The sequence below is a fragment of the Nonomuraea sp. NPDC049625 genome (genome assembly GCF_040675285.1).
GTDB lineage: Bacteria > Actinomycetota > Actinomycetes > Streptosporangiales > Streptosporangiaceae > Nonomuraea > Nonomuraea angiospora_A.
The window spans coordinates 332,861-347,249 of sequence record NZ_JBFAOQ010000008.1; the positions used below are offsets into that span (position 1 = coordinate 332,861).

The 14,389-nt window shown below is 68.8% G+C and carries 9 protein-coding genes and 1 pseudogene; 9 read left to right on the plus strand and 1 reads right to left on the minus strand.

The features are described 5' to 3' along the window. Nucleotides 1-390: 390 nt before the first annotated feature. From AB0J87_RS33565 to AB0J87_RS33575, 3 genes and pseudogenes are all read left to right on the plus strand, one after another. A pseudogene (locus AB0J87_RS33565) lies at nt 391-669 on the plus strand (integrase core domain-containing protein); the annotation flags it as partial. A 104-nt stretch (nt 670-773) separates the two neighbouring features. Further along, the gene (locus AB0J87_RS33570; RefSeq protein ID WP_363971635.1) at nt 774-2,765 is read left to right on the plus strand and encodes an FHA domain-containing protein; all 1,992 of its coding nucleotides are present in this window, start codon (nt 774-776) and stop codon (nt 2,763-2,765) included. 96 nt (nt 2,766-2,861) lie between these two features. Next, nucleotides 2,862-4,244: an FAD-dependent oxidoreductase gene (locus tag AB0J87_RS33575; protein WP_363971638.1), complete on the plus strand. Its 1,383-nt coding sequence runs from the start codon at nt 2,862-2,864 to the stop codon at nt 4,242-4,244. Between the two features lie 124 nt (nt 4,245-4,368). Here the strand turns inward: AB0J87_RS33575 and AB0J87_RS33580 are convergent, their stop codons facing one another. Beyond that, nucleotides 4,369-5,505, minus strand: a complete 1,137-nt coding sequence (locus AB0J87_RS33580) for a mandelate racemase/muconate lactonizing enzyme family protein (protein WP_363971640.1) — start codon at nt 5,503-5,505, stop codon at nt 4,369-4,371. Nucleotides 5,506-5,673: 168 nt separating this feature from the next. Between AB0J87_RS33580 and AB0J87_RS33585 the strand changes: the two genes are divergently transcribed. From AB0J87_RS33585 to AB0J87_RS33610, 6 genes are all read left to right on the plus strand, one after another. Further along, nucleotides 5,674-6,645 carry a LacI family DNA-binding transcriptional regulator gene (locus AB0J87_RS33585; protein ID WP_363971642.1) on the plus strand — a complete coding sequence of 324 codons (972 nt, stop codon included), beginning with the start codon at nt 5,674-5,676 and terminating at the stop codon, nt 6,643-6,645. Nucleotides 6,646-6,776: 131 nt separating this feature from the next. Further along, nucleotides 6,777-8,144, plus strand: a complete 1,368-nt coding sequence (locus tag AB0J87_RS33590) for an extracellular solute-binding protein (RefSeq protein WP_363971644.1) — start codon at nt 6,777-6,779, stop codon at nt 8,142-8,144. A 77-nt stretch (nt 8,145-8,221) separates the two neighbouring features. Further along, complete coding sequence (locus tag AB0J87_RS33595) at nt 8,222-9,067, plus strand: sugar ABC transporter permease (RefSeq protein WP_363971646.1); 846 nt, start codon at nt 8,222-8,224, stop codon at nt 9,065-9,067. Then, entirely contained in the window at nt 9,064-9,915 is an 852-nt protein-coding gene (locus AB0J87_RS33600; protein WP_355200511.1) for a carbohydrate ABC transporter permease, read from the plus strand. Before AB0J87_RS33595 ends, AB0J87_RS33600 begins: the two co-directional genes overlap by 4 nt. A gap of 19 nt (nt 9,916-9,934) precedes the next feature. Beyond that, nucleotides 9,935-12,187 carry a hypothetical protein gene (locus tag AB0J87_RS33605; RefSeq protein WP_363971649.1) on the plus strand — a complete coding sequence of 751 codons (2,253 nt, stop codon included), beginning with the start codon at nt 9,935-9,937 and terminating at the stop codon, nt 12,185-12,187. After that, nucleotides 12,184-14,382, plus strand: coding sequence for an FAD-dependent oxidoreductase (locus AB0J87_RS33610; RefSeq protein WP_363971651.1), 2,199 nt, complete (start codon nt 12,184-12,186; stop codon nt 14,380-14,382). The genes AB0J87_RS33605 and AB0J87_RS33610 overlap by 4 nt, the downstream gene beginning before the upstream one ends. Nucleotides 14,383-14,389 lie beyond the last annotated feature (7 nt).

Here is a 14,389-nt window from a genome sequence, read left to right on the forward strand (position 1 = left end):
CATCGCAGCCTCGTGGCCCGTAAATGGACCTTCACCGACAGGCGGCGCCCGGGACGGCCCTGCACCCGCCAGTCGGTCAAAGCACTGATCGTTCGGATGGCGCGGGAGAACCCGACCTGGAGCACCGGAGAATCCAAGCCCACGCGATCAACGCGTGCGACTTCCTGGTGGACGAGACCATACTGCTCAAACGGCTGTATGTGCTGGTCTTCATCGAGCACGGCACCCGACTGGAGCATGGACGGTGCAGCAGGCCCGCAACCTCGCCATGGACCCGGGTGACCGCATCGCCGAGCCGCGGTTCTTGATCCACAACCGGGATCCGCTCTTCACCTCCGCCTTCAGGGAGGTCTTCGAAACCGGAGAGCCGCGGATCATCGGACGCCGAGGACGAACGCCATCTGCGAGCGCGTCACCGGCGCCCTGACCCGCGAACTCCTGGACCACATCCTGATCCTCAACGAACACCACCTGGCCCGCGTGCTCCACGAATACCTGATCCACTACAACGGCCACCGGCCGCACCAGTCCAGGCAACAACGATCTCCGGACACCGCGACGCGGCCCGCCCGCGACGTGACCGACCTCAACGACCTACGATCCACCCGCCGAAAACCCGTCGCTGCAGGCACGGTCAACGAATACCACCACGCCGCTCAGACCACGTAACTCACCGATGTGCGTACTTCCCACTTACGCGGCTGCTTCTGGTCGCACATGATGGACTTGGATTCATCGATGGCTAGATCTCCTGTCACGATAAGGAAGGCATCATGCCCCCTTCCATCGTCGGGCACGACGGCCCCCTCACCGACCGCCACTTCCCGCTCGGTGACACGCCGACGACCTTCGGCCGCAGGCAAGACTGCAGCGTGGTGCTCTCCAGCGAACGAGCTTCGCGCCGCCACGCCGAGATACGCCACGAGGCAGGGCGTTACATCCTGCACGACCTGGGAAGCCGAAACGGAACGCTGGTCAACGGCAGGCGCGTCACCTCACAGGTGCTCCAACCGGGCGACCTGATCACGATCGGCGACGAGCAGTTCCGCTTCCTGCCCTCCGACGACGTCGCCACGGTCTACGGCGCATCCCCGCTGCCGCAGGCGAGGAGACCCGCCCCATCGGTCAATCCGGGGCCGGTACTGCGGGTGACCGTCTCCGGCGGTGGGCCTGTCGGGCTGAGTTTCGCGCTTCTCCTGGAGCACCTCATGGGATCACGGGTCGCCGTCACTGTTTACGACGGCCGCTGGACCCAGGACGGTGCTCAGGTCGCGTGGAAAGGGCAAGATCAGGGAAATGTACGGCGCCAGCAGGTCGTCACGGTTCAGAGCCGCCAGTACCTGAACCTCCCCGACCCGGTGCAGGCTCGGCTGTTCAAGCCCGGGGCGTACTCCGAGATGTGGCCGCCCGGCCCCGACTCCATCCGAGGACAAGCCCCGCGCAACCTCCGCATCGCCTACATCGAGGACACGCTCCTGGAGATGGCCGGCGAGAAGTCCGACCGCATCCGGCTCGTCCCCACCCGCTTCGATCCCGACGAGCATGGCGACAGCGCGAAGCAGGATCATGTGCTCGCCATCTGCGAGGGTGGCCGTTCGCGCACGCGGGAGCATTTCACCGGCAAGTTCGGCACCGCCGACAGCTCGATCTACTCCTTGAACGGCAAGCACCTGCAGGATGTCGTGCTGGGCTTACGCGTCAAGTCCGACCTGCCTGACGCCATGTCGGTCCTGCTGACCGTGGCCCAGAACCGCTACCTGCTCAACGCCCTGGGCGGCGAGGGTTTCCTCAACATGCGACTCACCGACGAGGAGGCCGAGGAGGTCATCGGCATCGATCCCGTCCGTCGCGTGTTCGAGGAGTGTGTCGCCGCCAACCCGTGCATGATGGGCCGCACCGACGACGGCGACTTCCACTGCTCCACTCACGGCACCTTGTTCCTGCCCGCCCTGATCAAAGGGTCCGCCCTGTGGCGGCGGGTGCAGGAAGGGCTGGCGATGTTCGGCGTGGCCGAGTACAACCTCAGCGCCGTCACCGCCTTCCGGCTCGACATGGTGCAGCGGCCGCGCTTCACCGCGCGCCTGCACGCCCCTACGTCCGCCACTCCGGGCACCTACGGCTTCCTGCTCGGCGACGCCGCCAACGCCATCCACTTCTGGCCGGGTCGCGGGCTCAACAGCGGGCTGGCCTCGGCCATCTCTCTGGCCCGGTCGCTCAACCAGGCCTGGCGCGGGCGGGCCTTCCGCGACGCGGACTTCATCCGCCACGAGGCAGCCATGGCGATGCTCCAGTACCGGCACAAGAGCCGCGCCTGGCAGGCGATGGTCACTACCGACGAGGATGGCGTCACCCGTGCCATCAAGGACAACATCGCCAAGGGCAGCGCCGACGCGCAGGCCGCTCCGAGCTCCGACGCGCAGGTCGCGGCGGACATCGACACACTGATGAACCGGCTCGGGATCGTCCGGGGCCGTCTGTCACAGCGCGTCTCCGGCCTGCCCGACGACGCCGCCCTGCGTGCCCACCTCGGCCGGCTGTCAGCTGAGACTCTGCGCATCCTGGTCATCAGCGACGCGTGGGACACAGTGGTCATGGGCGGTGAAGAGGTCGACATCGACATCTTCTACCGCGAGGAGCCCGCGTCCGCTTCGGGTGGAGAACCTGTGTGGGCTCCACGACTCGCCAGCGAGCGCGAACAGCACACCAGGCTGATCTCCAGGTCGGCAAGCCGATCGCCACGGCCAACGGCACAGGCCCCCCGGTAGACATCGCCGCAGGTCAGCTCACTGCTTCTCTCTAGGGCTCCGCCTCCGTCCGGAGCTGGATAGGCTCCAAGCCATGGCCTCGATTGACGTGACCCGGTGAGCGCCACCCGTCTGCTGGTCATCGGAGCCGATGCGGCAGGGATGAGCGCGGCGCACCAGGCGATCCGGGCGGCCGGGACCAAGCTGGCTGTGACCGCGCTGGAGGCGACCGGCGATACGTCGTACTCCGCCTGTGGCATCCCCTACTGGGTCGCCGGAGACGTGTCCAGTGGCAACGCCCTGGTGGCCCGCACCGCTGAGGAGCACCGGGCAGCCGGGATCGACCTGCGGCTCGGCGCCACCGCGACCGGGATCGACCGACAGGCCCGCACGGTCACCTACCAGGATGCCGACGGTGAGCAGGTGTTGGGCTACGACGAGCTGGTGATCGCGACCGGTGCGTCGGCCGTGGTGCCGGACTGGGCCGTCCACCCCAGCACAGGGCAACGGTATGCCGGCGTCGCGCCGGTCAAGACGCTCACCGACGGCGCCGTCTGGTTGGACCTGCTCGGGAGACTGCCCAAGGGCAGCGGCCGGGTGGTTGTCGCCGGTGGCGGCTACATCGGCGTCGAGATGGCCGAGGCCGCCAGGAGACGTGGCTACGAGGTCACCGTGATCACCCGGACTCGGGTGATGAGTTCCTTGGACCCGGACCTGTCCGCTCGCATCGAGAAGGGGATGCACGAGGCGGGAGTCCGGGTCGTGGTCGGCTCACCGGTCGTGCGGCTGGACGTGGCGGACGGACGAGTGCGTGGCGTGTACACCGCAGAAGGCGAGCGCTATCCGGCGGACCTGGTCGTGCTGGCGCTGGGGATCACGCCGAACACCGGTTACCTTGACCTCGACAAGTTGCCGAGCGGCCCGAATGGCGGTTTGCGACCCGAGCCGGACGGGAGCCTGGCCGACGGGATCTGGGCCGCCGGTGATTGCTGCGAGACCCGGCATCGGCTCACCGGCACGTGGACCTACATGCCGCTCGGCACCCATGCCAACAAACAGGGCCGGATCGTCGGCACCAACCTCGTCACACCAGGCGCGCTGCGGTTCGGCGGCGTGCTGGGCACTGCGATCACCCGATTCGCCGAGGGCACGACCTACTTGGAGATCGCCCGCACCGGTCTGAATGAGCGTGAGGCAGCCGCCGCCGGCATCGAGGTGACGTCCCTGGTCACCGAAGGCGGCACGGCCAGCGGCTACATGAGCGAGGCCGATCCGGTCGCGGTGAAGTTGCTGGCAGCGCCGTCGGATCATCGGCTGTTGGGCGCGCAGATCGTTGGCGGGCGTGGGGCGGGCAAACGTATCGACACCGTTGCCACCGCGTTGTGGCACGGCGCGACCGTTGATGACTTGGCCTGGTCGGACTTGTCCTACGCGCCGCCGTTCGCCACCGCGTGGGACATCGTACAGGTCGCGGCCCGGCGGCTGGCCGACCAACTGTAGCTGCTGCTCTGGCTCGACGAGCGCCCCGACTGGCCTCGCGCCGACCACAACCGAGCCCTGTTCCTCAAGATGGCTGACCGCACGCGCCGCCGGCCAGGTCGGGAGTGTTCGCGAGCAGGAACCCTCACCAGTTGGTGAAGGCGCCGTCACGGGTGCGCAGGTGGGGGCGTTCGGCGGCGATGGCCTGATATTTCCGGGCCTCGGCCCGGTCGATGTCGACGCCGAGGCCGGGCAGGTCGGGGATCTCGAAGCGACCTCCTCGGACCACCGGCCGGGCGGTGAACACGTCCGGCAGCTCGGGCAGGGCTTGGTGCTCCTGCACTCCGATGTACGGTGAAGCCAGGTTCAGGTGCAACGACGAGGCCGCCGTCACCGGGCCGAGCGGGTTGTGGGTGGCCAGCTTGACGTAGTGCGCCTCGCACATGGCGGCGATCTTCCTGGCCTCGGTGAGCCCGGCCGCCACGGCGATGTCCACCCTGGCGTAGTCGATGAGGTCCTGCTCGATGAGCCGCTGGAACTCCCATTTCGACCCGAACTGCTCGCCCGCCGCCAGCGGCACCGCCGTGCGGGATCTCAACGACCGGTACACCTCCAGGCTCTCGCACCGCAGCGGGTCCTCCACGAAGTACGGCTTGGCCGCCTCGATCTCGCGGCACAACGTCACGGCCTCGGGCAGGTCGAGCCGCGTGTGCACGTCGAGGATCAGCTCCACGTCGTCGCCCACGGCCTGCCGTACGGCATGGAACAGGTCGATGCCCCACCGCATCGAGGCCCGCTGGTCCAGGGTGCCGTCCTCGTCATGGGGCACGGCGAAGCGAAGGTGCCGCCAGCCTTCCGCCACGAACGCCCGCGCCCGGTCCAGGAACGCCTCGAGGTCGTAGTACTCGTCGCCCAGGTGGGCGTAGGCGGGGACGTGGTCACGCGTCCGCCCCCCGAACAGGTCGTAGACCGGCACTCCAAGCGTCTTGCCCCGGATGTCCCACAGCGCCACGTCGATGGCGGCTATGGCGGACGACAGGATGCGATCGGCCGGGAAGAAGCCCCGGCGGAACATCACCTGCCACAGGTGCTCGATCCTGGTGGGATCCTCACCCAGCAGCAGCTCCCCCAGGTGCTCGATCGCCCCCGAGACCGCCTTCTGCCGCGAGCGGATGCCCACCTCGCCGATGCCGTGCACGCCCTCGTCGGTGTCGACGACGACCAGCATCATGCTGTCGCCGTGCTCGGGCAGCGTGAGCACTTCCCAACCAGTGATCTTCACAGATGAACTCCTATGAGAACGTTACCGGGATTCTCAGAAACCCAATCATGCATCCTTCTTGCGGCGATGACCAGAGCGGATTTAACAGGTTGGTGACCGCGAAGAAACGCTCTTGACGCTTCCGGGAACGTTTGCAACCATCCTCCGTACCGGTACGAGGAGGACAGCGTGGCAGTGACGATCAGGCAGGTGGCGCAGGCGGCCGGGGTGTCGGTCTCGACGGTCTCTCGCGCGTTCACCGCCCCCGATCAGGTGCAGCCCCAGACCTTGCAGCGCATCCGGGACGCGGCCGCGAAACTGGGGTACGCGCCCAACCCGGCGGCCCGCTCACTGCGTGGCGGGAAGACCGAGTCTCTCGGGCTGATCATCCCCGACATCGCCAACCCGTTCTTCCCGCCGATCTTCAAGGCGATGCAGGCCCGGGCCCGCAGGCTCGGCTACACCGTGCTGGCCGCCGACACCGACGAGCGGGAGTCCGACGAGCTGGAGACCATTGCCGCGGTCTCCAAGCGGGTCGACGGCATGATCCTGTGGGCCTCCACCCTCTCGGAGGACAGGCTGGGCGAGCTGGCGGAGACCATGCCGGTGGTCCTGGTCAACCGGCACGTGCCCGGCATCCCGGAGATCCGGATCTCCCTGACCGCCGGCATCTCCCAGGCGGCCGAGCACCTGAAGGCCTACGGCCACACCAGGTGCGTCTTCATCAACGGCTCGCGGCCCGAGCACAGCCGCGGCAAGTCGATAAGGGAGGCGTTCGAGGCGCACGACCTGTCCCTCGTCGAGCTCGGCCCCTACGAGCCGCGCTTCGAGACCGGCCTGCACGCCGCCACCTTGGTCACCTCCGCCGACGCCACCGCGGTGCTCGCCCACAACGACCTGGTCGCGCTCGGAGTGCTGCACCAGCTCGCCAAGCTGGGCGTCGACGTGCCGCGCGACGTCAGCGTGATCGGCATAGACGACACGCTGCTCGCCGAGACCGCCACCCCGTCGCTGACCACCATCCGCATCTCGGCCGAGGAGCTCGCCACCCGGGCCACCGACCTCCTGCTCGACACCATCGGCGGGCGGGGCGGCGGGCGCATCGTGGAGATCGGCTCCCGGCTCATACCCAGATCCTCGACCGGTCCCGTCCACAGCTGACCGAAGACCTCGCGGTACCGTCCGCCCCTCAACGAAACCGACAACCCCGTGGTACGGCATGCCGTACCACCGCCCCGCCCTGCCGTCTTTAACACCCTTTTTAATGCTATGACCTGAACGCGGGAGTTCAGATGAAGAAGATCACCGCCTCCCTCGGCGTGGCCGTCCTGGCCACGGCCGTCGCCGCATGCGGATCGTCCTCCGGTGCCGGGCAGGAGTCCGGCACCATCACCCTCAGGGTCCAGGGCATGCCGCCGGCGACCGACAAGCCGAGCCTGGCCGCGTTCGAGAAGATGGTCGCCGACTTCGAGAAGCAGAATCCCGGCATCGCCGTTGAAGGCTCCTCGGCCGCTTACGACCCGCTGACGTTCTCCGCCAAACTGGCCGGCGGCAAGGTCGAGGACGTGATCAAGGTGCCGCTCACCGAGCCGCAGGGGCTCATCGCCCGCAAGCAGGTCAAGCCGCTGGCCGCGGAGCTGGCCAAGTGGCCGCACTACAAGGAGTTCAACCCGCAGGTCCTGCGGCCGCTGAGCGACTCCGCCGGTGAGGTGTACGGCGTGCCCCAATCGCCCTTCGCGATGGGACTCGTCTACAACCGGGAGCTCTTCACGAAGGCGGGCCTCGATCCCGACAAGCCGCCCACGACCTGGGACGAGGTTCGGGCCCAGGCCAAGCGGATCGCCGAGAAGACCGGCAAGGCCGGATTCGTGCACGAGTCCAAGAACAACCAGGGCGGCTGGCAGCTCACGAAGCTGACCTACACCTTCGGCGGCGACATGGAGAAGCCCGCCGGCGACACGTGGGTGGCGGCCTTCAACGCCGACCCGACCAAGCGGGCGCTGGCCCTGCTCAAGGAGATGCGCTGGACCGACGACTCCATGGGTGACAACCAGCTCAACGACCAGAACGACGTGATCAAGCGGTTCGCCGCCGGCGAGATCGGGATGTACCTGGGCACGCCTGGCACGTACCGGCTGGCCAAGATGACCTACGGCATGCCGGACATCGACGCGTTCGGCATCGGGCCGCTCCCGCAGGCGGGCGGGAACGCCACGCTGACCGGCGGTGACGTCTACATGGTGCCCAAGTCGGCCTCCGCCGGGAAGACGGCCGCGGCCGTCAAGTGGCTGCTGTTCGCCTACGCCCAGCCGCAGTACGACACCGGCGCCGCCGCCGAACGGGCCAAGGCGCTGGCGGCCGACCCGAACGCCGCCGTGGGCGTGCCGACGCTGCCGATGTTCGACGAAGCCCAGCAGGCCAAGATCGACGAAGCCGTCAAGCCGTACGTGAACGTCAAGCTCGAGCACTTCCGGCCGTGGATCGAGGGCACCCCCAAGCTCCAGCTCCGCGCCGAACCCCCGGTGCGGGCCCAGGCCGTCTACGCCGTGCTCGACAGCGTGGTGCAGGCCGTACTGACCGACCGGGACGCCGACGTCGACGCCCTCCTCACCAAGGCCGAAACCGACGTGAACGCCAAGCTCGCCGCGAGCCGGCAGTGACGCTCGCCCCGCGCCTCGCTCGCCGCGGACCGGCGGTGACGGTGGCCCCACGCGCCGGCAGGCGGGGGAACTCCGTCATGGCGTTCCTCTTCCTCGTCCCGGCCTTCGTCGCCTTCGGCGTTTTCTCCTACTGGCCGATGATCCGCGGGCTGCTGATCTCCTTCCAGGAGACGAACCTGGTCGACCCGGCCACGTGGGTGGGGCTGGGCAACTTCACCGCGCTCGTCCGGGACCCGCTGCTCTACACGGCGATGGCGAACACCCTGCTGTTCGTCGGGCTGGGACTGCTCATCGGGTTCCCGGCGCCGCTGATCCTGGCCACCGTCATGTCGACGGTGCGGAAGGGCGCCGGGGTCTACCGCTTCCTCGTCTATCTCCCGGTGGTGATCCCGCCGGTGGTGGCGATCCTGCTGTGGAAGTGGTTCTACGATCCCGGGCACGGCCTGTTCAACGAGTTGCTGGGCCTGATCGGCGTGGGCCCCTTCCCCTGGCTGGAGTCGCCCAGGACCGCGATGCTCAGCCTGGTCATCCAGTCGACCTGGGCCTGGATGGGCAGCACGGTCCTCATCTACCTCGCCGCCATGGTGACCATCCCCTCGGAGCTCTACGAGGCGGCGCAGACGGACGGCGCGTCGATCGGGCGCAGGCTGTGGCACATAACCCTGCCCCAGCTCCGCCCCACCATCGGCCTGCTGCTCCTCCTCCAGCTGGTCAGCACCACGCAGGTGTTCACCGAGCCCTACGTCTTCACCGACGGCGGACCGGAGAACAGCACGCTCACGATCCTCCTGCTGATCTTCAGGTACGCCTTCCGGGACGGCGCCTACGGCCAGGCCGCCGCGCTCGCGTTCCTCCTGGCGATCTTCCTGGGCCTGATGTCGGCGATCTACCTGCGGGCCACCCGCGCCTGGAGCTCCTCATGAGCCTGATCTCCCCCGTCGAGGAGCGCCGCCCGGCGGTCAGGGCGGCCGTGCGCGCGGTCCAGTGGCTCACCCTCGCGCTCCTCCTGGTGATCGGCATCGGCCCGCTCTACATGACCGTCAAGGGCGCGGTCTCCCCCGCCACCGACCTGATCGCCAAGCCGCTCGAACTCTGGCCGGGCGACCCCCGGCCGGAGAACTTCGGCACCGCCTGGAACGATCTGGGCATCGGCCACTACCTGCTCAACACGCTCCAGGTCGTCGGCGGCTCATGGGCCGTCCAGCTCATCGTGGCGATCACCGCCGGCTACTCCCTGTCGGTGCTGAAGCCCAGGCTCGGCAGGCTGATCTACGGCGCGATCCTGGCCACGATGTTCGTCCCCTACACGGTCTCGATGACCAGCCTCTTCCTGACCATCATCGACCTGGGCCTCGTCGACTCCTACTGGTCGATCTGGCTGCCCGCGGGGGCCAGCGCCTTCAACGTCCTGCTGGCCAAGCGCTTCTTCGACGCGCTTCCGCCGGAGCTCTTCGCCGCCGCCAAGGTGGACGGCGCCAACTCCTGGCAGCTCCTGACCAGGATCGTGCTGCCGATGAGCCGCCCGATCCTGGCCGTCATCAGCCTGATCGCGATCATGCACAGCTGGAAGGACTTCATCTGGCCGCTCGTGGCCATCACCGACCCGGACAAGCAGCCCGTCAGTGTGGCCCTGGCCACGCTGGCCGACCAGGCGCCGCAGGACGTGCTGATCGCCAGCATGGCGATGGCGCTGGCCCCGCCGGTCCTGCTGTTCCTGGTCTTCCAGAAGTACGTCGTCGCCGGGCTCGGTTTCACCGGTGTCAAAGGCTAATCACGAAAGGCAGACCCCCGTGCCTGAAGTCTCCCGTCGTACCCTCCTCCAGGCCGCCGCACTGACCGGCGCACTGACCGGCGCGGCCTCCGCGCTCACCGCCGCCCCCGCCCGGGCGGACGGCCTGTCGATCTCGGCCGACGGCATCGCTCTTGTCGCCGAGGCCGACGGCTCGATCGTGGTCCGCGACGGTTCGGGAACCGATCGTCTCAGGATCGGCCACTTCATGATCAAGGACAGCGTGCTCGGGCAGCAGCGTACGTTCGGCGGCACGCCGAGCCTGACCACCGTGGACGGGCAGCCCGCTCTCCAGGTCGTCTACAAGATGTCGGCGAGCGCCTCGACGGTGACCGTGCGCGGCACGTTCACCGTGGCCGCCCGCCGGGCGGGCCTGAAGTGGGAGGTTAGCGGCAGCGCCACGCTGACTCCCGCCGGCTACATGTTCGCCCGCACCCTGATCGGCAACACGGCGCCCGAGAAGTACGTGCCCGCCACCGCCTGGACCAAGGACGCGCGTGGCGGCGTGCCGTACGAGGTCAACGCCGGCTCGCTCTATCAGGAAACCTGGGCGGACACCCGAGCCTACTTCCGGCTGTGGAGCTCAAGGCCTGCCTTCACCAACGCCACCTGGATGCACGCACCCGCGGGCGAGGATGGGGCGACCCAGGTCGAGCTGGTCCTCGGCGACATGCGGCCGGGCGCGGCCAACGCCGTGGCGACCGCCGCGCCGCTCGGCGTGGACGTGTGGAGCGACCAGCCTTTCGGCCTCTACGAGCCGGGCGCGGCCCTGGCCGTGAACGCCCAGGTGGTCAACGGCGGCGCGGCGCCCAAGCCGGTGAGCCTCACCTGGTGGGCGCGCGACTTCAACGGCGCCGTGCTCGGCGGCGGCCGCCTCGACAGGACCGTGGAGCCCAGCGGCGCCTGGACCGAGGCGCTCACCGTGCCGGCGCCCTCGCAGGGCATCGTGTTCGTCGAGGTCAAGGCCGCCTCGGGCGGCGAGGAGGCGTTCGCGCGCACCAACCTGGCCGCGCTGAAGCCGCACGCCTACCAGAGCGAGGGCATCTTCGGCATCTCCAACTACACCTGGCTGCTCGTCCCGGGCAAGGAGCAGGTCGGCCGGTTGATGCAGAAGATCGGCGTCAAGTGGGTGCGCATCGCCTACGACGGCGCGCCGGGCATCCCGCCCGCCGAACTCGACGCGCTGGGCATCGGGCACAACGTCCAGCTCGGTGGGGTGATCTACAACGGCACGGCGGAGCAGGTCGCCGCCTGGGCGGACGACCGCGCCAGGATCGCCCGTGAGTCCGGCGCGACCTACTTCGAGGTGGCCAACGAGCTGAACCAGCCCTGGATGTCGGGGCAGAAGGCGGCCGAATACGTGCGCGACGGTCTGAAGCCGATCCACGACCGGCTCAAGGACTCCGGCATCAAGCTGATGAACTGCGGCCTCGGCGGCATGGACTACCGGTGGACGGCCAACTTCCACGCGGCCGGCGGCTGGGACCTGATCGACGCGTTCGCCTTCCACCCGGGCCGCGGCAACTTCACCGCCGACCACGCCCCGCCGCCGGAGGAGTGGGAGCAGGGCTCCAACGGCTCCTACTGGAACTTCCTCGGCTCGTTGCGCAAGGCCAGGCAGACGTTGGACGAGTACGGCGGGGACAAGGAGCTGTGGCTGACCGAGGCCTACGCCTGCACCCGGCCCAACGCCTGGTGGAACGACACGATCCGCCAGGCCGCGGAGAACACGCTCCTGCAGCTCGCCCTCTGCCTGTCGGAAGGGGTGGACGGGGTCAACTGGTACCAGCCGCACGACAGCACCATCCATCACCCGCAGGAGGCGGACCCGAACAACGCCGAATACCACCACGGGCTGCTGAACCGCGACACGAGCATCAAACCCACCCTGCTCGCCTTCGCCACGGCCACGCGCCACCTGGAGGGCGCGACCTTCAAGCGCTGGCTCACCTTCGCCGACCCCGATCTGAAGGGCCTGCTGTTCGACACGCCGCGGGGCAAGCTGGCCGTCCTGTGGAGCCGCAAGGACGGCTACATCCTCAACCGGGACCATGGTGAGGACCAGTGGTATCCGCATCCCGAGGCCTGGGAGGACCACTGGCCGACCAAGACCTGCCTGTCGCTGAAGACCTCCGGGCAGACGGTCCGGGAGATCGACTGCATCGGGCAGGAACGCACCATCACCGCCACCGGTCGCCGCGTGCGGGTCACCCTGGACGGCGCGCCGCGCCTCTACTACGGGCTGGAGCTATGAGATCGGAAACCCTTTCCCGCGACGTGACCGTGGTCGGCGGCGGCCTGGCCGGCGTCAACGCCGCCGTCGCCGCGGCCCGGCTGGGCCGTACGGTCGCCCTCGTCACCAACCGGCCCGTGCTCGGCGGCAACTCCAGCAGCGAGGTACGGGTCTGGGTGGTCGGGGCGACCGGACACGGCAAGAACCACAACGCCCGCGAGGGCGGCATCATGGGCGAGCTCTTCCTGGAGAACCAGTACCGGAACCCGCACGGCAATCCGTACTTCTGGGACACGACCGTCCTCGACCTGGTGCGGCAGGAGCCGAACATCGCGCTCTTCCTCAACACCGACGTACGGGAGGTGTCGTGCTCGGCGGGGCGGATCGACTCCGTGGCCGGTTGGATGATGGGCTCCGAACGGCTGATCACCTTCGAGTCGCCGATCTTCCTGGATTGCACCGGGGACGGGCTGGTCGGCCACCTGGCCGGCGCCCGCCACCGGATCGGCCGTGAGGGGCGCGCGGAGCACGGCGAGCCGTGGGCGCCCGAGGCGCCCGACGACATCACGCTCGGCAGCACGCTGCTCTTCTACACCAAGGACGCGGGCGAGCCGGTCCGTTACGTCCCGCCGGGCTTCGCCAAGGACATCACCGAAACCTCGATCCCCGAGCGGCGGATCATCAGGGCGGGCGACAACGGCTGCGCCTACTGGTGGATCGAGTTCGGCGGCGAGCTGGACACCGTGCACGACAACGACCGCATCCGGGACGAGCTGTGGTCGGTCATCTACGGCATCTGGGACTACATCAAGAACTCGGGGAAGTTCGACGCCGAGACCATGACCCTGGAGTGGGTGGGCGCGCTGCCCGGCAAGCGGGAGTACCGCCGCTTCCTCGGCGACCATGTGCTCACCCAGCATGACGTGCTGGGCCAGACGCCTTTCGAGGACCGGATCGCCTTCGGCGGATGGTCGATCGACCTGCACCCGCCGCAGGGCATGTACGCGAAGGAGGACGGCGCGAGGCAGCGCTACGCCGACGGGATCTACCACATCCCGTACCGGTCCATCTATTCGCAGAACGTGCCCAACCTGCTCATGGCCGGGCGGAACATCTCGGCGTCGCACGTGGCCTTCGGTTCGACCAGGGTCATGGCCACCTGCGCCACCATCGGCCAGGCAGCCGGCACGGCGGCCGCATTGTGCGTCGCCGACGGCGTCTCCCCCCGGGAACTGGAGGTGCGCGCTCTGCAGACGACCCTCCTGCGGGAGGACGGCTCGATCATCGGCCTGCCGTACGAGGACCCCGCGGATCTCGCTCGCGCCGCCACCGCCGCCGCGTCGAGCACGTTGTCCCGGCTGGAGGTGGAGACCTCGGCCGAGACCTGGCCGCTGGAGGCGGACGCCGGCCTGATCCTGCCCGTCGACCCGACCCTGGACTCGGTGGAGCTCATGCTCGACGCGGCGGCCGGGGCCGAGCTGGTCGTGGACCTCTACGATCCGATGCTGGGCCAGAACTACGTGCCGCGGGACCTGATCGCCTCGCACACCGTTCCGGTGGAACCGGGGAAGAACCAGTGGGTCCGCGTGGATCTGTCGTTCCGGCCTGCTCGGGCGCAGAACGCGTTCCTCCTGATCCACGCGAACCCCGACCTTGCCCTCCACGTCGCCGACCGGCCCACCCCCGGCGTGCTCTGCCTGACCCGGGTTCCGCTGCGCCCCCAGGACGAGGCACCCCAACTGCTGCGGGAGTGGTCCGACTCGGGCCTGCTGCGCCGTACGTTCTGCCATCGGACCGGCCCGACCGATGCCTTCGCGCCGTCCAAGGCGCTCGACGGCTTCCAACGCCCGCACGCGGGGCCCCACATGTGGGTGTCGGACCGGCTGCCCGCCACCCTCGAACTGTCCTGGCCCTCGCCGGTGACGATCGGCCGCGTGGACGTGCTGGCCGACGACGACGTGAACGAGGACCTGATCAACCTGCACCACCACCGCACGCCGTTCGAGGTCATGCCCACGCTGGTCCGCGACTACCGGTTGGAGGTGCGGCAGGGCGGCGGCTGGCGGACGGTGTCCGAGGTGCGCGACAACCGGCGGCGCCGCAACGTCCACGACCTCGAGCCGGTCACCACCGACGCGCTGAGGATCGTGGTGGACGCCGGCAACGGGACCCCGTACGCCCATGTCGTCGCGGTTCGCGTGTATTCGCCGGTATGAGTAGACC